The sequence below is a fragment of the Photorhabdus machadonis genome, from assembly GCF_052657765.1.
The window spans coordinates 91,483-113,719 of the sequence record NZ_CP199761.1 but is presented as its reverse complement, the minus strand read 5'-3'; the positions used below and the strand labels follow the sequence as shown (position 1 = coordinate 113,719).

Genomic DNA, 22,237 nt, shown 5'->3' with positions numbered 1-22,237 from the left:
CAATCAAATAAAAACCATATCATCATATTTTTTATTATGTCAACGCCTACTATTGACTCTTAAAACGATTAAATGCGGTGACCAGCGGGAGAATTAAACTGATAAAAACCATCCATTTTGCGAAGAAAGCGGTAGGAGTACCCTTTCGAGCTAAAGATGGGCAGTCTGGACAAACCGCCCCAATGCAAACAGTAGAAAATTCCGTGTTACTTCCTACGGACAGGTAAGCCAGTACCACGAACGCCATCCTGTGGTAAAACTAGCACCGCTACCGACCAAGCCGGCAACGTGACCGCGCCATCTTCTGCTATTCTGATACCGGCCGCCAGCGAGGTGCTGCCCAGTTCGCTTTGAATATCGTTCAACTTCAATCCTCTGACCTTAAGCTCTCTCACTGTAGCCGTATGTGGTGCTGCATTGATCATCACAACAAGGCCGTCGAACCGCAAATCGTGGTCATCACTGGTAGCAGAACCGTCATCTATAGTCATCACGAACAGCCCAAGCTGCTGATGCAGCCCAATGTTATGGAAATCAACACGTTGCTTAACCGATGCACCATCACCGAGCGTCATCAGTGGTGAAAATTGACGTAGGCGCAACAGTTCCTGATAAAAAGCAGTCATCTGCAATAACTCAGTTTGGCCTGGTTTATCCGCTACATTTTTCACTCGTTCAATCAATGCGTAATTTTCACCATCATCACGCAGGCCCGGCATGCCAACATCATAATTGTTGTCTTGGTAAGTGTAACTGACACGGTTAAACCAATCGCCGGCATTATAGGAATCACGGGTAAAAGACTTAGAACGTAATAGTTCCGATCCATGTTGAGCGAAAGCCAGTCCCTGCCCAAGGAATGTAGTAGAGAGGGATATTGCCTGCATGCGAACCCTGGTTGCCAGATCCGCCTCATGTGCAGCTTTGTAGCTGATTATGTCCCATAACGTTTGGTTATCGTGTTTAGATACATAATTGATTACCTCAATTGGATCAGCAGCATAACCGGCTATCGCCCCTTTGTAATCAATTTCTCTGCCGGTTTTCACCGCCCCATCTTTATCGATCAACACGAAATCAGCCAGATTGCCCGCCATACCCAAACGTACCAGATCCGCCAGATGACGCACTTCGTTAGCATTTAACCAAGTCTGTTCGTTAGGTAACGTTCCGGCACCATTACCCACGCCCTGGTTAATACGAATGCTGTCAGCGGAATCGAACGGCCCACCACCCTGTACCGCATCACGCAGTCGATCAGAGAAAGTACCAATCCCAGTACCCTTAAGATTAATCTGTGAAGCGATTTCGAAACGGTCGCCCTGCCCGGAATTCCAGCCTTCACCAAAGAAGTAGACCGATGGGTTAATCGCGCGCACTTTTGCCAGCGCCGATAACATCTGTGCCTTGGGATGAAAGCCCATTAAGTCAAATCGGAACGCGTCGATCTTATAATCCTTAACCCAAGTAACCAATGAGTCTTCGATTAGCTTAGCAAACATGCGGTGCTCTGGTGCCGTATCGTGACAACAGGTGTTGGATTCAACGTTACCACTGATTTCATTCAGGCGATGATAGTACCAAGGGACTATCTTATCCAACACGGAAGATCTGTCTGTTGGACCCGCCGCATTGGTGTGGTTGTATGCTACATCCATGACCACATTCATGCCTAATTGCTGCTTGATGGCCTGAATCATGGCGCGAAACTCTTTTATACGCACCGAACCTTCCGCATCGGTTGCATAAGAACCTTCCGGTACTGAATAATGGAACGGATCATAGCCCCAGTTGTAGGAGTCAGTTTCGGCAATCATTGCATTCAACTCTTGTACCTGTGGGTTATCGGCATTGTCACCACTCAGCAATTCCTGTAACACTTCACCTACGGTTTGTGAACTATGACAGTAATCAGCAAAGCGACTCTTTCTCACCATAGGGTTGACCTGACATAAGCGACTGAATGGGTGATTAAGATCAGCTACTTGGCCACTGAATTCATTAACGGAAGCCAAATCAAATACCGGCAACAGCTCCATATGAGTGACTCCAGCCTGACTCAATGCCTTAAGATGCTTGAACATATCGCTGTTGCTAGCGGTCAGAGCCAGATATTTACCACGCCAAGCTTCTGGCACCGTGCTATCTGCAACGGAGAGATCACGGACATGAGCTTCATATATAGCCATGCGCGCAATGTCTGCCAGTGTACTTTGCGAACGCGGCATGATCAAGCTATCCCAGTTTTGTGGTTTCAGTGCCTCATCATTCAGGTTGATTACCTGGCTGTATTCCGAATTGGTGGACAGGCTGTGAGAATAGGGATCGGTGACCTCATAGTGCTCCACATTGCGGGAATGAGGATGGTACACCGTTAGAGCATAGCGATAGTAAGCACCAACCCGTTCTTTATCTCCTTGCCATGACCAAGCGCCACTAGCAGGATCTCGGTTCATTGCATGATTGCCGATAACCTGTTTATCTGCATTATAGATAACCAACCCGACATTCTGAGCAGTAGGCGCCCACAAACGGAAGGTCACACCGGCATCGTTGATCAGCGCACCATATTCCAGCGTATCAGCTGTATCGGCAAAACGGTCATCCAGCACGCCGGCAGTTTGTACTTGAGTCGCCGATAATAACAAACCTTCTTTATTGGTCGCCAACGCGACCAGATCACCGGCGAGTAATATCTCGATATCCGTGTCTGCTGGCAGGCGGAACGCTGTTAACTTCGCCAGATGAGGGAATCGCTCAGCCGTTTTCTGGCTCAGGGTGGTCGGTGTTAATGCCAAATAGCTATCGGTGAAGTTTCCTTGGTCATTGGCTACGACTTTGCTCCGGCTATGATATAAGCGGACATAGGGCTTATCCGCACCGCCTGCCCACAATAGCGTCTGGTTATCAACCCAGTGTGCCGAAGCCTGAGAGACGCCGAATACAGATTCAAAGGCTTCCTCACGACTGCCATAGATTTGATGACTCCCCGGTACTATCGAGATAGTACGATTACTGAAATCAGAGAAAGAAATTTTCAGGTCACGGTCGATCAATTTAGTGTTGTTGCCATCACGCACGATAAAATTAATACAGCCCTCGTTTTTGTTTAACGGCACAACCCAATAAGGGCCATAACTATCGCTGCCTGTAGGAATTGCACTGAAATCATTCCAGCTCAATGAGGGAGAAGCCAGGGCATCACAGCTTTCATCGTTCCATAGGTAGAGGGTATTGGTACTGTAATCACGGTTTGTTGTCGGATCGCGTTGACTTAATTTATCAATGTCCACCAAGTGGATAACGGCCTGAAGATCGCCGGCACGGGCGGCTTCATCCGGTATTTTGATAGGGAGATGTGCTATCGGCTCTTTAGGCGGATTAGGTAAAGAACCACTGTTATCACAGCCTGCCAGCAAAACGAATGAACCGCTTAATATGGCCGAGTAAGCCTTTTTCAATAAGTGAACTACCATAATCAGACCTTTTAATAGTAAGAAGTTATCGACGATATTATTGCGAATGAATTAAATTGGAAATATTAAATAACGTCTCAGATAAAGCAGCATCCTCCTAATTTTGATACTGATAGGGAGGAGGAATCAGGAGGAGATGCTTTTTCGTGATATAGCGCACGATTAATGATGTAATAATTTTTTATTACATAAAGCACGTGAGTTTATTTGTATTATTCCATCCACTATAGATCCAAAATAACATCGGGCATATCGATTGTCATTTCATATATCTTCACAGACTTTATTGTTTCTGCAAAAAAGCACTTATTAGTCGAATCCGCCCTTCATTAAAAAATGACATTTCATGTAAATCTGCCCTTTGACATCCATTTATACTTACATTCCAATTATGGAGTCATGACTCCGTAATCAAAAAAAGGCTAGGCTGGTGTTATATTAGCTCGCAACATCAGTCTGGCTGAACAAAAATTCAATTAATAATCTTATCATCTAACTCAATACAGATCCGTTTTAGATTTTCATTATATTTCCATCACTTTCTTAAGAAAAACTAATAATACCACTATTACCGTACTTATCGTAGACCGTGACACTATTTGATTATATTTACTTAATGTCTAATTTCGCACAGTCTGAAATATTATTAAAAGACTTATGTGACAGGATATAAGTCGTAGAAATAACTCTATTTTTACACTATAAAACAATCACCAAAAGATATATCTATAGAGCTAACCGAATTAATCATCCACACTTTCGATTAGAAAACATGTACTTATGAAATCGTTATTTCCAAATATAAATTCAGCCAAATACAAAAAATTAACCATGAATAAAACCAATTAGAGACAATAATTTAATGTTAATTATTGTCTTTGTTCAGAGATACGATTATGGAAGGTATTAAACCTAAATTCTATATTTTCTATATCAATATACCCTATGGATTTCAAGATGCATCGCGGCGGCAAGGGAGCGAATCCCCGGGAGCATAGATAACGATGTAACCGGGGTGAGTGAGTGCAGCCAATAAAGAGGCAACTTGAAAGATAACGGGTATATAACGAAACAGATAATCACCGCCCACAAGAAACTGAGACAAGCTATATAATCCCACGGCAGTTGCAACCATTGTTGATTGTTACTGGCTTTAAGCACAAAAGGCTGAAAACGGCTGGTCAGCTTTTTCTCTCAGTTCCAAAAATGCTGCTCTTTCTCCGGCCCATGTGTAATCAATGGACGGTTATTCCAATCCAGTTATACCGATCGAAATTGTGACAATAATGATAATTTCTTCATAAGGATATTGAGATCAATCAATAACCGGATACTGTTGTTTGTACTATTAAGCCAATATCTTCCATCTCCCTCATCGTTAATGTTAAATTTCAATACCAGTTTAATCCTGTTTGTTTTTTGGTCACATTCAGTCCCTAATAAAATAATTTTCAGCAAACTGGTACTGAGCAAGGGATTATGGTGGCTTTTGCTAAGACGCTTAACATCATGTCAAATTTCCTGAATAATTTAGGTAATCATTCAATCAATCGACTAAGTGAAATGGTTCTCATTCTCTTAATCATTATTCCGCATCTATAAAAATATCAATATTTATCATATAGTTGATGAAATACTCTACATTTATTCCCATTTTATCAGAAAAAACTCTTTACAATCGATAGTGATAATTATTATCATTCGTATCGCTTTCAGATGAACCGCCTTCAGGGTAAAGATGAAAGCACGACATTGCTCACATTGCTTCCAGTGTTTACTTTAGCCAGCCGGGTGCTGGCTTTTTTTTATTGATCAATCCAGCTGCTATAATTTCAAAATATTTGAACAATTAAGTTAGGATTTTAGACTTTTATGTTATCTCTTCTCAACTAGACTGTAAAAACCATTGAGGAGATTTGAATATGATCTATTTACGCAAAGCATCAGATCGCGGCCATGCTAATCATGGCTGGCTAGATAGCTGGCATACTTTCTCATTTGCCAACTATTACGATGCCAATCTTTTGAATTTTTCAGCGCTGAAAGTGATTAATGAAGATTTCATCGAAGCAGGTCAAGGCTTTGGTACCCATCCACATAAGGACATGGAAATTCTCACCTATGTGCTTTCTGGGGCTGTTGAACATCAGGACAGTATGGGAAATAAAGAGCAAGTACCCGCCGGTGAATTCCAAATTATGAGCGCAGGTACCGGTATTCGTCATTCAGAATTCAATCCGAACAGTGATCGCCAATTACATCTGTATCAAATCTGGATTGCTCCAGATAAATCCGGCTTGACACCACGCTATGAACAGCGCCGTTTTGATGATGTGCAAGGCCGCCAATTAGTGCTCTCTCCCGATGCTCGGGAAAGCTCACTAAAAGTCTTCCAAGATATGACCTTGTGGCGTTGGGTACTGAAAAATCATGAAACTTCCGAATATCTTACAGAAAACGGCCGTTATATCTGGATACAAGTGGTACGTGGCAAAGTAACTGTTAATGGTGTGCAAGCAACCACCAGCGATGGTCTGGCGATCCGGGATGAGACCCATCTGCAACTTAACGCCAGTGATGATAGTGAAATACTGCTGTTTGACCTTCCTGCGGCATAAATCCCCAATAAACCTCACCCATACGGATGAGGTTTATTTATACAAGAAGAAACGTACAATTACAGTTTAGGGCCCGCTTTTACTAACGCTTCCCCTGCTAGGGTATCCGTGTATTTATCAAAGTTGTCGACAAAACGATGTGCTAAATCTTTCGCCTTCTCTTCCCACTGAGATTTATCTGCGTAAGTATCACGTGGATCAAGAATATCGGTATCAACACCAGGCAACACAGTCGGAACCGCCAGATCGAAGATAGGTAATGTAATGGTGTCAGCTTCCTCAATATCACCACTTAAGATGGCGTCAATGATTCCGCGGGTATCCTTAATAGAAATACGTTTACCGGTGCCATTCCAGCCCGTGTTCACCAGATAAGCCTTGGCACCTGCGGCCTGCATACGTTTCACCAGGACTTCCGCGTATTGAGTTGGATGCAGACTGAGGAAGGCAGCTCCGAAACAGGCAGAGAACGTTGGTGTGGGTTCAGTCACACCGCGTTCTGTACCAGCCAGTTTCGCTGTGAAGCCAGACAAGAAATGATATTGAGTCTGCTCCGGTGTCAGACGGGATACCGGAGGCAGCACGCCAAACGCATCCGCCGTCAGGAAAATCACCTTGGTCGCGTGACCTGCTTTGGAAACCGGTTTAACAATGTTTTCAATATGGTAGATAGGATAAGAAACACGGGTGTTTTCAGTTTTTGAACCATCATTGAAATCAACTGTGCCATCTGCCAGTACAGTCACGTTTTCCAGCAATGCATCACGTTTAATCGCATTGTAGATATCAGGTTCCGCTTCTTTGGATAGATTGATGGTTTTCGCGTAACAACCACCTTCAAAGTTGAATACGCCGTCATCATCCCAACCATGTTCATCGTCACCAATCAGCTTACGTTTTGGATCAGTAGAAAGCGTGGTTTTACCTGTCCCTGATAAGCCGAAGAAAACAGCAACATCGCCCTTCTCACCAACGTTGGCAGAACAATGCATTGAAGCAATACCTTTCAATGGCAGCAGGTAGTTCATCATTGAGAACATCCCTTTCTTCATTTCACCGCCGTACCAAGTACCACCAATAAGCTGCATACGCTCTGTCAGGTTGAACGCAACAAAGTTTTCAGAATTCAAACCCTGCTCTTGCCATTGTGGGTTAGTGCATTTTGCACCGTTCATCACAATAAAGTCTGGTTTGAATCCGGCCAATTCTTCATCTGAGGGACGGATAAACATGTTCTTAACGAAATGAGCCTGCCATGCAACTTCTGTAATAAAGCGGACTTTTAGGCGTGTATCTGCATTCGCACCACAGAAAGCATCGACAATAAACAAACGTTTGCCTGAAAGCTGTTGAGTAACCAGACCTCTCAGATGTGTCCATGTTTCCTGTTGTAATGGCTTGTTATCATTCTTGCCTTTTCCCTGGTCAGCCCACCATACGGTGTCACGGGTAATATCATCACGGACAATATACTTATCCTTGGGGGAACGTCCAGTGAAGATCCCCGTATCGACAGCCACAGCGCCCAGGTTGGTCAAAGTGCCACTCTCATAACCTTCCAGTGAAGGTTTGGTTTCTTCTAAAAATAACAGCTCATAGCTTGGGTTATAAACAATCTCACTAACATCATGGATTCCATAGTCCGCGAGTTCCTGTGGGGTAATGCCTTTAACACTCATGTTATTGCTCCTGGGTCCTGGATAGTCACACTTTTTCTGTGAGCAATAATAAATAGTTATGATTAATTAACAGCGATTGTTATCAAAAAATTGAAAACCTATCATTTTTTTAGGGGTAATCTGAAACGAAAAACACGAAAGAAGCCTTTGAATATTATGAATATTGATAGAAAGGCGCGGATCCGCGCCCTAAAACAGATGGATATTAGTGTAACCGGCTCTTTTTTTCTGACCTGATTTCAACGATATCATCAGCATCAAAAATATAGTGCGTACCACAGTATTCACACTCCATATTAATATTGCCATCTTTCTGCAAAATATGATTAACATCCTCATCGGAAAGTGTGACTAGCGTGTCAGCACAACGTTGACGAGAACAAGTACAGCGGAATTCAACGGGTTGCGGCTCATATAATACAACATCCTCTTCATGATAAAGACGATGCAAGATCTCTTTAATTTCCAGTGAAAATAGCTCTTCACCTTTAATGGTTGCAGTAAGCTGTACCAGATGATCAAATACATCTGCACTCCCTTGCTCCGCCACTGGCAAAATCTGTAGCAACATACCGCCAGCAGCGATACTTCCATCCTGAATACCGGTACGGATAAATAGGCGAGTTGGTAACTGTTCAGACTGCCTGAAATAATCATCCAGACATTCCGCCAGCGTTTCACCTTCCAATGCAACGACACCCTGATAACGCTCACCATGAGTTGGTGTAATGGTAATGACCATATAGCCTGTGCCAACCATCTGTTTCAGGCTGCTATTCTCAGCAACTAATCCGTCAATACGGGCGACACCGCGCATTTGTTGCTGATGATTACCGTTAATAACTGCCAGTTTTACCGGACCTTCTCCCTGAATTTGAACCGTAATATCACCATCAAATTTCAGTGTCGCCGTTAATAAACTGGTTGCTACCAACAGTTCTCCCAATAATTGCCGTACCGGCTGCGGGTAATCATGATGTTCCAGAATATGCTGGTAAGTTTCACTGGCTAAAACCAGCTCACCACGTACAGAATAGTTCTCAAACAAAAAGCGGTGTAATTGGTCTTGTTTAAACATAAATATCTCTCACTGGAGCAGGTTATTCCTACTCACTTAATTTGGTGTTTTTAAACTTAATCAGCGTGCGTCTTTCTTTTTTATCCGGCCGGCGATCAGGATGAGGCATAGTTAATGCATTCATTTTACGGGCTATTGCTAGTTTTTCACGGTTAGCAATACTCGCTTCTGTTTCCCGGTAAAGTTGTTGAGCTTCCGGTGCACCGCGCCGATGGCTGCTTAACGCAAGAACATCAACAGTACGTTCATCATTACCCTGACGCAGTTTAATTTCAGCCCCGAGTTCAACCATTTTACTCGGTTTACCTCGTTGACCATTATAGTGAACTTTACCGCCATCTATCATTTCCCGTGCCATCGCCCGTGTTTTATAAAAGCGGGCAGCCCACAGCCATTTATCCAGACGGACAGCTTGATCGGAGTCTGAGTTATCTTTCATTTTTTCTCCCAATATCAGCTCCGGCGAAAAAGCCAAGCCTAACACACCATTGCTGATTATCGCCAACGTGTAGGTGGGAAAGCCGTATCAAAACAGCTATCGTAATACTGCCTGATTTTGCTTAGACGTTGTTTGTTTTGCCGATTTCTCTTAACAGCTAACACCGAATTAATGACCAAAATCGCCAGAAGCACCAAGAGTAAAAGCGTTGTGCCAATACAACGGATCAGCGTCATGGAATCCAGTGTACTATGTAACACAATCCGGCGGGTTCCATGAGTATCTACGGACAATTCTGTAATAATTCCCACTGTCTCAAAGGGTGTTTGCAACACCGTATCCGATAACCGCTGTAACTCACGCCATTGTTCTAACGCACTATGGTCATAAGAAACAATTGCCGGCGTGATATATTCAACCAACTGTTTACCTTCATCACTGATCAGCAAAACACCGCCCGGAGAAGGGCTATTAAGCAGAATTGCTATTTTATCTATTTCCCGGTAGATAAATGACGATGTAGTCGCATCAACCAGCTTTCCCAGCGCTTCAGCCCCCGCTGGACGCAATAGAACATGGATGTCATCAAACTTGCCATCTTCTGTATTCTTTAACAAAGTTGTCCAATCATTGGTACTACCCAGGTTAACTAAAGCATTCTTCAATCGAAAACAGTCTGCTTCTTTTCCACATAATTTTTGAGTTTTCAATATGATATCAGGAAAATCATCTAATAAAATCATACCAGATTTGGCAATCTCTTGAGCAAGACCTGGATTAATTACATCGCTATTTTCCTGTAGACGTAATTGCTTATTCACAGTTGCAATCAATTTAGCCGCATTTTCTATAACTTCTGATTCTTGGATTGGCAGTGAATAAGTACTATTCCAATATATCCCTGAACAATCGAATGGAGAAAAATAAGTGTCTCCTTTACCGTTCATATTATTTGGTGGCATATAACACATACCAACCCCTTTTGCTTTCAGGACATCCCCAACCCGCAACGCCATCTCTTTCATCGTATTAGCATCAGTGACAACCTTCGTGCTGCTACCACGCAACCAAGCAAAACTGAGTTTCATTGGTACACTAACCGGCTGATAAAAATAGAGCAGCAGCATAATAAGCAAGCTGCCACCAATCATCATTAGATTTTTCCCATAACGGTGATAAGGGTAATTTTTCTCCTCATCGTGCAAAGAGAGATAATGCCCTTGCCTGACTACCTGGCCGTTAGTGTAAATATCAATATTGGTTTTCTGATCAAGATCGTAGGTAACATAAGATTCCCAATGAAGTGGGTATATTAAATCAATCCCACCAAGAGAAATATTACTCATTTGCCCTTGTTCAAATTCTCCAAATAACCCCCACCGTTTTGGCACACCAGTAAAACAATGGATATCTTGACACTTGCGTCTTGAAGACGGACAGGACAACAGCCAAAAACTGATTGCTATTAAAGTACCCGCAATCAACATCAGCCACGGCAAAAACAGTATCGGTGAGAGTAACGCAAGGAACCAAATAAAAGATCCGAGACACAAAAATCCTCCCGCCCAAATACCCGATGAGTGATTCAACCGGTATTCTTCCGCTGTCTCTTTACGGATATTTTGTAATTTTACGCTGGTATCGCCATTTTTTTGGATTGATGCCTGCTGATGGAGCACATCTGAAACTACCGGAGCGGAAGGAAAATCCCGTTGAAAATCTTTCAGGAAGTGACCATTAATCGAAATAACAAGGGGTATTCCCGCAGTGTGAACAACATCAATAATATTCTGTTGTTTAATAAAAGGCTCAAGGAAAAATGGCAAATGCACTTCTGCCATATCAATGTAATAACGCCAACTATGTGGTTCATCTGAGGCAACAGAAAACCGGGTAATGGAATTACAGATAGTATAAACCGTGTCATTTTTATCCGTCAGAATTAACCCGCGGGTTTTATTGATACGGTCGGTTAAAACCAATGGCAACACCTGCTTCAGATAACATTCAATGGCCTGATATTCATCAGCATGAAGTTTACGATGGGTCGGGTCAGCAACAGAAAGCAGATAACGGGCGTTATCATGCGGCTTCCATCTGAAAATCAGAAAAGAAGCCATTATCATCAGGCTAATTATCAAGATAGCCAATATAACGGCTGTTGAGTTCATTTTTTCCCCATATCCATGACAATATTGCTATTGCTGCTGGCAAAATAGCAACCACACGTTCAGTTCTGAATCAGGTTATTTCTATCTGTTTTTTTTAATTTATTTTACAACAAGTTATATAATCACTCCCTGAACTATCTATAACACAGATCTCTTTCCAAAGAGGATAAAGATAACAGTAACAACAATGACAAGCGATAATCACTATCATTTATCAAAATAATCGGCCATATTTAGTCAAGCTATAGAGTGTACCTAATTTCATCATAAAACCTAAGGTTAATGAAATAATTTATGACGTAATAATGCACAGACACTCAAATTAACCCAATATTACTGCCATCAGGGGCAACTATGAATGACCAGAAAAATCCTAAAATCCTGAACATAGAGAACATAGCCCATTCACGTTTATTTCATATTCAGTCAGTAAATCTCGAATTCAGTAACGGTGTAAAACGCGTTTATGAACGGATGCGTCCAGCAGCCCGGGAAGCGGTTCTAATCGTCCCGGTCATTGGAGATGAATTAATACTCATCCGTGAATACGCAGTAGGTATTGAGCAATACGAATTAGGCTTTCCCAAAGGCGCTATCGACTCTGGTGAAAGTATCCTTGAAGCGGCTAACCGTGAATTGAAAGAAGAAATCGGTTTTGGCGCCAGAAAAATAGAACAATTAGCCAAACTCACTATGGCGCCTTCCTATTTTTCCAGCAAAATGAACATTGTTATTGCAGAAAATCTCTATCCGGAAAGCCTGGAAGGGGATGAGCCTGAACCACTATCACAAATACGTTGGCCAATAGCCGATATGATGTCATTACTGGATCACGCTGACTTCAACGAAGCGCGAAATGTCTGTGCCCTGTTTTTGGCGCAAAAACACTTACACCATCGTTGAAGTTAACAGAGGCACAACGGATTTCCCGTTGTGCCTGATTTATTATCAGAATAGCTCCTGACTTTCACCATTCTCGATCAACGTTGTGCCAACTTCCTGCACCGCACTCTCTGTAGGCTGAGTTCCGTCAATGAAGTATTCACTGCGAGTATCTGCGCCGCCGCCAGCAAGTTTACCTGTTTTACGATCTATCACGACGGAAACAATACCCGGAGGGGGCGTCACTTCTTTTTCAGGAACATCCTCCAGTGCAATTTTCATAAAGTCATCCCAAATGGGCTGCGCACTCTTAGCACCCGCCTCACCGCCACTGGCTGCTGTACGACCAAGGCTTCTACGGTGATCGTCAAAACCAATCCAGACAGTCGTCACAATATCCGGCCCATAACCTGAAAACCAGGCATCCTTTGAACTGTTGGTTGTCCCGGTTTTACCACCAATATCGCGACGCTTCAGATCGCGCGAGGCACGCCACCCCGTACCGCTCCAACCTGGCTCACCAAAAATATTGGTATTCAAAGCATCATGGATCAGAAATGCCAAAGGGGTACTGATAACGTGAGGAGCATATTTTTGTCCATCTTCGCTACCCCCAATTACCGGAACTTTCTCTAATTCAGGCAGCGGTAATATTTCCTGCTGCCCGACCTGAGATTGAGCTACATTTTCAATCGAGTTTTCAGAAAGTTCGATTGAACGCACAGTATCACCATAAATCACGGGAATATCGCATTGCGGACACGCAATCTTCGGCTTTGCCTCAAACAGAATATCCCCATCTTCATTTTCAATTCTGGTAATGAAATAAGGATCTATCAAATAGCCACCATTGGACATAACCGAATACCCACGCACCATTTGCATTGGTGTAAATGATGGGGAGCCCAAAGCCAGGGATTCTGTACGAACGATATTTTGTGCCGGGAAACCAAACCGTTGCAGGTAATCAGCGGCATAATCAACCCCCATTGCACGCATTGCCCGAACCATTACGGCGTTCTTCGATTGCCCTAATCCCTGACGCAAACGAATTGGCCCCGCATACGTTGGCGGGGAATTTTTCGGGCGCCAGTCAGTACCAGCGCCCGCATCCCAGCGACTGATTGGCAAATCATTGAGCAATGAAGCCAGCGTCAGCCCTTTATCCATCGCAGCGGTATAGAGAAACGGTTTAATATTGGAACCAATCTGACGTAATGACTGAGTGACACGGTTAAACTTACTTAAGCTGAAATCGAACCCACCCACCAGTGCCTTTACAGCGCCATCGTTAGGATCAATGGAAACCAAAGCGGCATTAACTTCCGGCATTTGTGACAACCACCAGATATCTTTTACTTTCCGGACCCAAACCTGTTCACCTGCCTGAACCACTTCATTCACACTACGTGGAACCGCACCCTGCACACTATCAGATTTGAATTTTCTAGCCCAACGAACACCCGCCATTGGCAATTCTGCACTGCTGCCATCCACCAGCATCACCGTCGCCTGATCAGCACCCGTGCTGGTCACAACCGCTGGCATTAGCGGCCCATAATTTGGCAAAACCTTAAGCTTCTTAACAATCTGTTCCCGACCCCAGGCAGGTTCACCCACTTTCCACAACACCTCCTGCGCCCCACGATAGCCATGACGCATATCGTAATCAATGATGTTATTACGCACCGCATCCGTGGCAGCCAATTGAAGTTTACGGGTAATCGTGGTGTAAACTTTATAGCCGTCGGTATAAGCATTCTCCCCATGACGCTCAATCATGTTCTGACGTACCATCTCAGCCAAATAAGGCGCAGAAAACGCAATCTGAGGCGCGTGATAATTAGCCACCAGCTTTTCATTTCTGGCTTGATTATATTGCCGCTGAGTAATATATCCCTGATCAAGCATACGGCTCAAAACCACATTCCGGCGGTTAATCGCCCGGCCATAAGAATAAAGCGGGTTAAAAGTAGAAGGTGCTTTTGGCAGACCGGCAATCATGGCCATTTCACTCAATGTCAACTCATTGACATTCTTACCAAAATAAACCTGAGCCGCAGCCCCGACACCATAAGCCCGGTAACCGAGATAAATTTTATTGAGATAGAGTTCGAGGATCTCATCTTTATTCAGTAACTGCTCAATCCTGACGGCCAGAAAAACTTCCTTAATTTTACGCATCAATGTCTTCTCAGGACTGAGAAAGAAATTTCTCGCCAGTTGCTGAGTAATGGTACTGGCCCCTTGAGAAGCACGACCTGAAGTCATCGCCACCGATGCCGCCCGGATAATTCCTATAGGATCAACGCCATGATGTTCATAAAAACGACTGTCCTCCGTTGCAATGAATGCCTTCACCATAACAGGTGGAATTTCGGACAGAGTAAGAGGCATACGGCGCTTCTCACCATACTGCGCAATAAGCTCCCCATCCGCACTGAACACCTGCATTGGTGTCTGTAATCGAACATCTTTTAATGTCGCCACATCAGGTAACTGCGGCTCGATATATTTGTACATGCCAAAAATCGAGGCTGTTCCCAGAAAAATGCAACTCACGACAAAGATTAAAAAATATTTTACGAACTTCACCTGAAATTTCCCATGCCACGTTAGTTGGGTGGTTTATAAACAATCGGCGCGTAGTATAAAGGTTACACAGCACCTTGAATATGGTCTTTTATTAAAATTACTGATACGGAGATCGTCATATGTACTCACCAAAGTGGTATGTCGGACTGGACATCCAAGATGGAGCCATTCGTGCCGTCGCAACCATAAAACGCCGTAATGGCTGGCAGCTTCGCCACTGCTGGCAATATCTTTTATCTGATGCAGTTATGCCAGAAGGTCGTTTACAGCGGCCAGAGATATTATGCGATATATTAAATCAATGGCGCCAAAAATTACCCAAAAAAATCAGTTTCAGACTCGCCTTACCTGTACAGCAAACATTGCAGCGGAATCTGACTTTACCTTCAGATATCAGTCTTAAAGAGCCGGAACAAGGCTGGTTTATCAATGCCAGCGCCGAAAAACAATTTCCCTTTAACACCCGCGAACTGGCTCTGGATTACCGTATTATCGAGCAAAACGCCTATATCAGCGCAGCCCGTCAGAAAGATCTGGATATCTGGCTACAATGTCTTGCACAAGCAGAAATCTTCCCGGACGCCATTGATATTGCCCCCTGTGCATTACGCTATATAGCGCAATATGCTGGCGTTCCGGCTGATAGCTGGCTGTTACACCGGCAACAATCCGGTTGGTTGTGGGTATCTCCTGCTAATGCGCCCTTTGCTTATGATTTGGTATCAGCAAATACCGCCGCTTCCCCACTACAGGTTATTCGCCAATTACCGGCCTCATCCATAACTAAAAAGAATATTTATTACAGCAGCTACCAACAGGAAGTGCTGCCTGAAGGAACTTATTCCTGGGATATGCTGGCAGCATTCCGTCACTATCAACCACCGCTCCCAGTTCAACTGATGGAATATGTGATAGCCGGTGGCTTGGCGCTCAGACCGGATGATCAATGATGTATCAGGTTAATTTTCTGCCCTGGCGACAAACCCGGCTGAAGTCCCGCTATCGTTGGTGGGCCATTCTTCTCCTATTGCAATTAGCGTTGTGGCTGGCAGCGCTCGTCTGGATGTCGTTTAAACAATTGGAAACGATTAACAAGCATCAAAGACAATTACAACAACTCAACCAGCAACAATTACACTTACAGCAACAGATAACTCAGACAGAAGAGGCGTTCAATCTTCACAACAAACTGGCCTATAAATTAAAACAACAACAAACACGGCTGAAACAGAATCAGCAACATTTAAGATTATTCAATGAACTACCTGAGTTACTACCGGAAGGAAGTTGGCTGACTGCTTTTGATGACCATGCAGGTCAATTGAAATTGGTTGCTAACAGTCTGGATTATTCCAGTATGACATCGCTGCTGGATAATCTCGAAAACAACGGACAATTATCTGAAATTCAATTGAAAAAAATGACCACCACTGAACAGCAAATCAGGCAGTTTATTATTGACGCGAACTGGCAGACGGAGATACCCGATGATAAAAAATGACTATTTATGGTGGTTTGACAAACCCGCCTGGCTGCTCTTTATTTGGCAGCAAACTATCATCATCTTGGTCCTGATCCTATTTTATCTTTTCTTCTGGAAAGAGAAAGCTGAACGGGAAATTGGGCTGACACAAGAAATAATCGCCCAACAAACCAATACAAAATCAGCCAATAACCAGCTAAATCAGTTACCTCAGTTGGAAAATATACGGCAACAGATAAACCAAATAGAAAATGAACTTAACCAGCCACCACAAAACACCGCAAAAATTACCGCAGTAAAACAACTGCAACAACCGTTGATAAATTCTGGCGGGCAACTTATTGAATGGCAACGTAAAAATGAAGGGGAAAAAACGCTCTGGCAAATAACAATTTATTTAAACTATGAACAAATGCTGGATTTTCTTGATGCATTACAGGCGTTATACCCGCCGCTACTGATTAAACAGTTTTCTGTTTCTCCATCAGGCGAATCTCTAAATGTCAAAATGACCTTGTCAGAAACCTCATATGAGGAATTTTATGACTAAAATATTTATTCTGTTTATCATTTTCCTGCCGGCTATCTGCATTGCAGAAATAAGAAACCCTTTTGCTCCACCAATAACAGAAACAGAAGAGCAACCTATTGAGTTATTTGATCAATCAGTCAATGAAGCTGAGATTCAGCACCTCTCAACCGCATTACAATATGCAGACGCAGAAAAAATTGCCCTTAATCTCAGGCAAAATATACCCCCACTGATGACCAAAGAGGGTAAGGCTGATTTTGATCCTGAAACTAACAGCCTGATTTTGCAGGATAGCCCCATCGCCATCACGCAGATAAAAAGCTGGCTGAAAGAAATAGATACACCACAACAGCAGGTGCAGATTACCGCACATATCGTAACCAGCAGCAGGGAAGCATTGCATGAACTGGGAGTTTATTGGGGGATGCCGATAGGAGATCAACTTAATACATCAACAGGTATAAACCGCCTGAATATCAACCAAGCTGCCAGCGACAACATGCACCGATTCTCGTTCAATATTGCCCGCATCCATACCCGTTTGCTGGAAATGGAACTCAGTGCCTTAGAACAGGAAAACCAACTGGATATTATCGCCAGCCCAAGACTAACCGCTTCACATCAACAGTTAGCCAGCATTAAACAAGGTTCTGATATCCCCTATGTCAGTCAGGAAAAAGAGAAAAGTACCGTGCAATTTAAAGAAGCCGTACTTGGAATGGAAGTCACACCTCATATACTGAGAAAAGATAAAATCAGACTCTCACTGAAAATCAGCCAAAACATGCCGGGAATCTCAATCAGTCAAGGTGGAGGTGAAAATTTAACCATCGACAAACAGGAAATAGTGACTCAAGTTACTGTAAAAAATGGTGAAACACTTATTCTCGGTGGAATTTTTCAACAGAAAAAAAGTGAGAAAACCCAAAAAGTGCCTTATCTATCAGACATCCCTCTGCTCGGTTCATTATTTAGCCAAAAAGGTCATAAACACAGCCGACGTGAGCTGGTGATATTTATCACGCCTCAATTGATGGATATTTAATCGAATTAAAAAATATAACCACTATATCAGTGACGTTGGCAATAAAAAATTCAGCAATTAGGTATGATTATGCGCGGATTTCTTCATCTAACCCTGTTTATAGATTTGACGCTGAGTCCGATTTAGCATACAAGAGTGAGCTAATTGAATGGTCAGGTTAATATCACAATAATAACCAGGGCTTCTGTTACAAGAAGCTCATCGTTGATATATATAGTTGCAAAACTGGCTGATGTACTGAGATAATTTTCTCATCAGTTAGTCTCCGGGAAACCTCGTTCTTCAGGACGTAAAAGAAAGGAAGCGGTTTTCCCACTAACGATTAATTTTTGCATTTTTACATTTTCCTATGTAGTGTGTGACCCTATGAAACACGCATATAAAGCGCGAAATATCAAAGCTGTCGGGCTGACAGTGTTAGCCCACGGAGAGAAGGTAAGCCCGGGCTCGCGTCACTGCGAGTCAGGCACGTCTCTGTGAAGTGGGAATCCTCTTCCTAAAAAAAGAGGAGCAGTCAAGAAGTTTCAGTTTAGGTCCCGCTGCTAATTTGATTGGCGGGGCGGGTTATCATTAACGAATAGTCTTAGTAATACCAAAAACATGGCAGAGAAACGTAATATCTTTCTGGTTGGGCCTATGGGTGCCGGCAAAAGCACTATTGGTCGTCAGTTAGCTCAGCAACTCAATATGGAGTTTTATGACTCCGATCAAGAAATTGAGCGACGTACCGGAGCTGACGTGGGCTGGGTATTCGATGTGGAAGGTGAAGAAGGCTTCCGCGAACGCGAAGAAAAAGTGATTAACGAACTCACTGAAAAACAAGGCATTGTACTGGCAACTGGCGGGGGTTCGGTTAAATCCAGAGAAACCCGTAATCGCCTGTCTGCCCGTGGTGTCGTGGTCTACTTGGAAACCACCATTGAAAAACAGTTAGCACGTACCCAGCGCGATAAAAAACGTCCTTTACTTCAAGTTGATGCACCAGCACGCGAAGTTTTAGAAAATTTAGCAAACGAACGTAATCCTCTGTATGAGGAAATTGCTGATGTCACTATCCGTACCGATGAACAAAGCGCTAAAGTTGTCGCTAACCAAATCATTGAGTTACTGGAAAAGAACTGATTCAAGCAAGTCTGTACAGCGATAAATAATGAAGGCGAAGGCTGCTATGGAAAAGATTACTGTCACTTTGGGGGAGCGTAGCTACCCAATTACTATCGCAAAAGGGTTATTTGATGATCCTTCTGCTTTTGCACCACTAAAAGCAGATCAGCAGGTTATGCTGGTGACGAATCAAACCCTGGCACCGCTGTATCTGGCAAAAGTAAAAGCCACCTTGCAGCAAGCCGGGATTCAAGTAGATGAAGTTATTCTGCCTGATGGTGAACAGTACAAATCTCTTTCTGTATTAAATGACGTATTTTCTGCTTTGCTGGAAAATAACCATAGCCGGGGCACAACCCTTATCGCTCTCGGTGGCGGCGTAATCGGTGATTTAACTGGTTTTGCCGCTGCCTGTTATCAACGTGGTGTCCGTTTTATTCAGGTTCCTACCACCCTTCTTGCTCAGGTTGATTCCTCTGTAGGAGGAAAAACCGCAGTAAACCATCCTCTTGGCAAAAATATGATAGGTGCATTCTATCAGCCTGCCTCTGTGATGATCGATCTCAATTGTCTGCAAACACTTCCAGCCCGTGAGCTTTCTTCAGGTCTGGCTGAGGTGATTAAGTACGGTATCATTCTCGACAGCGAATTTTTCAGCTGGCTTGAAAATAATATGGATAAACTGCTCAGTCTTGATAACCAGGCAATGGCTTATTGCATCCGTCGCTGCTGCGAATTGAAAGCAGACGTTGTCGCAGCGGATGAAAAAGAATTGAGCGGCCTGCGTGCCTTGCTGAATCTTGGTCATACATTTGGTCACGCAATTGAAACAGAAATGGGATATGGCGTCTGGCTACACGGAGAAGCTGTTGCCGCAGGCATGGTTATGGCAGCAAGAACAGCCCAACTGGCTGATAATTTCGCTGAACAGGACACTCAACGTATTATCCGATTACTGGAGCGGGCAAATCTGCCTATACACGGCCCAAAAAACATGCCCCCGGAAACTTATCTCCCGCATATGATGCGAGATAAGAAAGTCATAGCAGGTAAATTACATCTGATTCTTCCGGCAACAATTGGTCAAGCTAATCTCCGTTCAGACATTGGACATGATTGTGTCCTTGAAGCTGTCCGCCAGTGTTTACCGCCTGAAAAGGTGTAATTATCAATAAATCAAATGTTTTTTTGCATACATCTGGTTGTTGTGTCATAAAATAGCTACTTTCAGATCAGACAAATTTTCATTCATTCTAGTTAGATCAGCCTGTCGGCCTGACTTTAATTGCAATTGGCAGAATTAGCTCTGTTTGGAGGGCATATGGACGAATTCAAATCAGAAAATGAACAAAGGGCAGATAACGAGTTTAGGCCAGATACCTCAGACCGCCGTCCTTCACGATCACGCCAACCATTAAACAAACCCAAGTTTGCGGTCTCACGCCAGCAAATGATGATCGGGATTGGAATTTTAGTGCTGTTACTGCTGATTATGGCTATCAGTTCTGCTTTAAAAGCGCCAACTGAACATGAGAAACAACAATCGCCCAATGTTGCAGAAAAAAATATTGATTTATCAGGTTCACCATCCAAAAACGATAACAATCGATCTGTCACATCGGAGAATACCACTGCAAATACAATTAACGGACCACAGGAAATCAATATTCCTCCTGTCAGTGGCACGCCAACGCAACCTCAGCAGCCCCAAACTAACAATAGTGAAAGCCAACGCATTGAATTACCTGGACATACTCCGGATGCACTGACTCAGCAACAAAGTAATATAAATCATGCGGTGCAGAATCTGAATCAGCAACCACAGACAGTGACACCGCCACCAACGGTACAACAGAAACCGGAAAATATCCGTCCACTGAAACCAGAAACACCCGCTAAATCAAAACCACCTACCAGTCATACCAACAACAGTAAAAACAATGTGGCCGTCAGTAATCCGCTGAAAGCCCCGGCAAACCACTACACTTTGCAATTAAGTAGTGCCAGCCGCTCAGATACTCTGACTGCTTTTGCGAAAAAGAATAACCTCACTCATTACAAAGTTTATGAAACTAAACGTAATGGAAAAACTTGGTTTATTTTGATTCATGGTGATTACAATTCTGTTTCTGAAGCCAAACAGGCCATCTCATCTCTACCAGCCGAGATTCAGGCAAAAAAACCTTGGGTCAGAACGATGCAACAAGTGCAACAAGATCTGAGAAAATAAAACAATATTTATTAGGCGCTGATATGCTGTCCTAAACAGAGTACAATCTGCGGTTCTGGAATGATTGAGTAATTAACTGACAGCATGAAAAAAAAACGCGCTTTCTTAAAATGGGCCGGTGGAAAATACCCGTTGGTAGATGATATCAAACGTCATCTGCCAGCCGGTAATTGTCTGATAGAGCCATTTGTTGGCGCAGGTTCTGTTTTTTTGAACACAGACTATGATTCTTACATCCTCGCTGATATCAACAGTGACCTAATTAACCTGTACAACACAGTAAAATTCAAGGCCAATGAGTTTATTACTCATACACGCCCCTTATTTACCCAGGAATACAACACCGCCGAACACTTTTATCAGTTACGGGAACAGTTTAACCAAAGTACCGATCCGTTCCAGCGTAGCGTGTTATTCCTTTATCTCAATCGCCATTGTTACAACGGCCTCTGTCGTTATAATTCTCATGGTAAATTTAACGTACCTTTCGGTCGTTATAAAAAACCCTATTTTCCTGAAGATGAATTACACTGGTTTGCTGAAAAATCCCAAAATGCCACTTTTATCTGTGAGCACTACCAACACACTTTGAACAAAGCACGGGAAGGCTCGGTTATCTATTGCGACCCACCTTATGCTCCTTTGTCAGCAACAGCAAACTTTACGGCGTATCACACCAACAGCTTTAACATTGCAGATCAGGAAAATCTGGCACGTATTGCATTTGAGTTATCATCAGAGCGTGCAATTCCTGTTTTGATATCCAATCACGATACGCAAATGACACGAAAATGGTACTATCAGGCTTCTCTTCATATTGTCAAAGCACGCCGTACTATCAGCAGGAATATCCTTGCCCGCAGTAAGGTAGACGAACTTTTGGCATTATATTGCTAGCTTATCCC

Annotated in this window: 17 protein-coding genes; 10 read left to right on the top strand and 7 right to left on the bottom strand. The window is 43.3% G+C overall.

Going from position 1 to position 22,237, the window contains the following annotated elements:
* Positions 1–206: 206 nt before the first annotated feature.
* Positions 207–3,476: a pullulanase-type alpha-1,6-glucosidase gene (gene pulA, locus ACUN2T_RS00600; RefSeq protein WP_445495760.1), complete on the bottom strand. Its 3,270-nt coding sequence runs from the start codon at positions 3,474–3,476 to the stop codon at positions 207–209.
* 952 nt (positions 3,477–4,428) lie between these two features.
* Positions 4,429–4,581, bottom strand: a complete 153-nt coding sequence (locus tag ACUN2T_RS00595) for a hypothetical protein (RefSeq protein WP_445495759.1) — start codon at positions 4,579–4,581, stop codon at positions 4,429–4,431.
* An 817-nt stretch (positions 4,582–5,398) separates the two neighbouring features.
* Here ACUN2T_RS00595 and ACUN2T_RS00590 point away from each other — a divergent pair.
* Positions 5,399–6,094 (top strand): pirin family protein, encoded by a 696-nt coding sequence (locus tag ACUN2T_RS00590; RefSeq protein WP_445495758.1) that lies wholly within the window; start codon positions 5,399–5,401, stop codon positions 6,092–6,094.
* A 59-nt stretch (positions 6,095–6,153) separates the two neighbouring features.
* Here ACUN2T_RS00590 and pckA read toward each other — a convergent pair whose 3' ends face one another.
* From pckA to ACUN2T_RS00570, 4 genes are all read right to left on the bottom strand, one after another.
* On the bottom strand, positions 6,154–7,773 hold the full coding sequence (pckA, locus tag ACUN2T_RS00585; RefSeq protein ID WP_445495757.1) for a phosphoenolpyruvate carboxykinase (ATP): 1,620 nt from the start codon (positions 7,771–7,773) through the stop codon (positions 6,154–6,156).
* A 205-nt stretch (positions 7,774–7,978) separates the two neighbouring features.
* Complete coding sequence (gene hslO / locus ACUN2T_RS00580) at positions 7,979–8,851, bottom strand: Hsp33 family molecular chaperone HslO (protein ID WP_445495756.1); 873 nt, start codon at positions 8,849–8,851, stop codon at positions 7,979–7,981.
* A 28-nt stretch (positions 8,852–8,879) separates the two neighbouring features.
* Complete coding sequence (gene hslR, locus ACUN2T_RS00575; protein WP_445495755.1) at positions 8,880–9,290, bottom strand: ribosome-associated heat shock protein Hsp15; 411 nt, start codon at positions 9,288–9,290, stop codon at positions 8,880–8,882.
* 56 nt (positions 9,291–9,346) lie between these two features.
* Positions 9,347–11,461, bottom strand: a complete 2,115-nt coding sequence (locus ACUN2T_RS00570) for an IgaA/UmoB family intracellular growth attenuator (protein WP_445495754.1) — start codon at positions 11,459–11,461, stop codon at positions 9,347–9,349.
* A 354-nt stretch (positions 11,462–11,815) separates the two neighbouring features.
* On the opposite strand from ACUN2T_RS00570, the gene nudE reads away from it, so the two are divergent.
* Positions 11,816–12,364, top strand: a complete 549-nt coding sequence (gene nudE / locus ACUN2T_RS00565) for an ADP compounds hydrolase NudE (RefSeq protein WP_445495753.1) — start codon at positions 11,816–11,818, stop codon at positions 12,362–12,364.
* A gap of 45 nt (positions 12,365–12,409) precedes the next feature.
* Here the strand turns inward: nudE and mrcA are convergent, their stop codons facing one another.
* Positions 12,410–14,938 (bottom strand): peptidoglycan glycosyltransferase/peptidoglycan DD-transpeptidase MrcA, encoded by a 2,529-nt coding sequence (mrcA, locus tag ACUN2T_RS00560; RefSeq protein WP_445495752.1) that lies wholly within the window; start codon positions 14,936–14,938, stop codon positions 12,410–12,412.
* Between the two features lie 119 nt (positions 14,939–15,057).
* Here mrcA and pilM point away from each other — a divergent pair, with 119 nt between their 5' ends.
* The 8 genes from pilM to dam all read left to right on the top strand — a co-directional run bounded on the left by pilM (position 15,058) and on the right by dam (position 22,229).
* On the top strand, positions 15,058–15,888 hold the full coding sequence (gene pilM, locus ACUN2T_RS00555; RefSeq protein ID WP_445495751.1) for a type IV pilus biogenesis protein PilM: 831 nt from the start codon (positions 15,058–15,060) through the stop codon (positions 15,886–15,888).
* Positions 15,885–16,439, top strand: a complete 555-nt coding sequence (locus ACUN2T_RS00550; protein ID WP_445495750.1) for a PilN domain-containing protein — start codon at positions 15,885–15,887, stop codon at positions 16,437–16,439. The genes pilM and ACUN2T_RS00550 overlap by 4 nt, the downstream gene beginning before the upstream one ends.
* A complete protein-coding gene (locus ACUN2T_RS00545; RefSeq protein WP_445495749.1) occupies positions 16,426–16,971 on the top strand; it encodes a hypothetical protein in 546 nt (181 codons plus the stop codon). The genes ACUN2T_RS00550 and ACUN2T_RS00545 overlap by 14 nt, the downstream gene beginning before the upstream one ends.
* Positions 16,964–17,998, top strand: a complete 1,035-nt coding sequence (gene pilQ / locus ACUN2T_RS00540; RefSeq protein ID WP_445495748.1) for a type IV pilus secretin PilQ — start codon at positions 16,964–16,966, stop codon at positions 17,996–17,998. The genes ACUN2T_RS00545 and pilQ overlap by 8 nt, the downstream gene beginning before the upstream one ends.
* 600 nt (positions 17,999–18,598) lie before the next feature.
* Positions 18,599–19,120 (top strand): shikimate kinase AroK, encoded by a 522-nt coding sequence (gene aroK, locus ACUN2T_RS00535; RefSeq protein ID WP_011144496.1) that lies wholly within the window; start codon positions 18,599–18,601, stop codon positions 19,118–19,120.
* 46 nt (positions 19,121–19,166) lie between these two features.
* On the top strand, positions 19,167–20,267 hold the full coding sequence (gene aroB / locus ACUN2T_RS00530; RefSeq protein ID WP_445495747.1) for a 3-dehydroquinate synthase: 1,101 nt from the start codon (positions 19,167–19,169) through the stop codon (positions 20,265–20,267).
* A 156-nt stretch (positions 20,268–20,423) separates the two neighbouring features.
* The gene (locus ACUN2T_RS00525; protein ID WP_445495746.1) at positions 20,424–21,332 is read left to right on the top strand and encodes an SPOR domain-containing protein; all 909 of its coding nucleotides are present in this window, start codon (positions 20,424–20,426) and stop codon (positions 21,330–21,332) included.
* Between the two features lie 84 nt (positions 21,333–21,416).
* Entirely contained in the window at positions 21,417–22,229 is an 813-nt protein-coding gene (dam, locus tag ACUN2T_RS00520) for an adenine-specific DNA-methyltransferase (protein WP_445495745.1), read from the top strand.
* Positions 22,230–22,237: the final 8 nt, after the last annotated feature.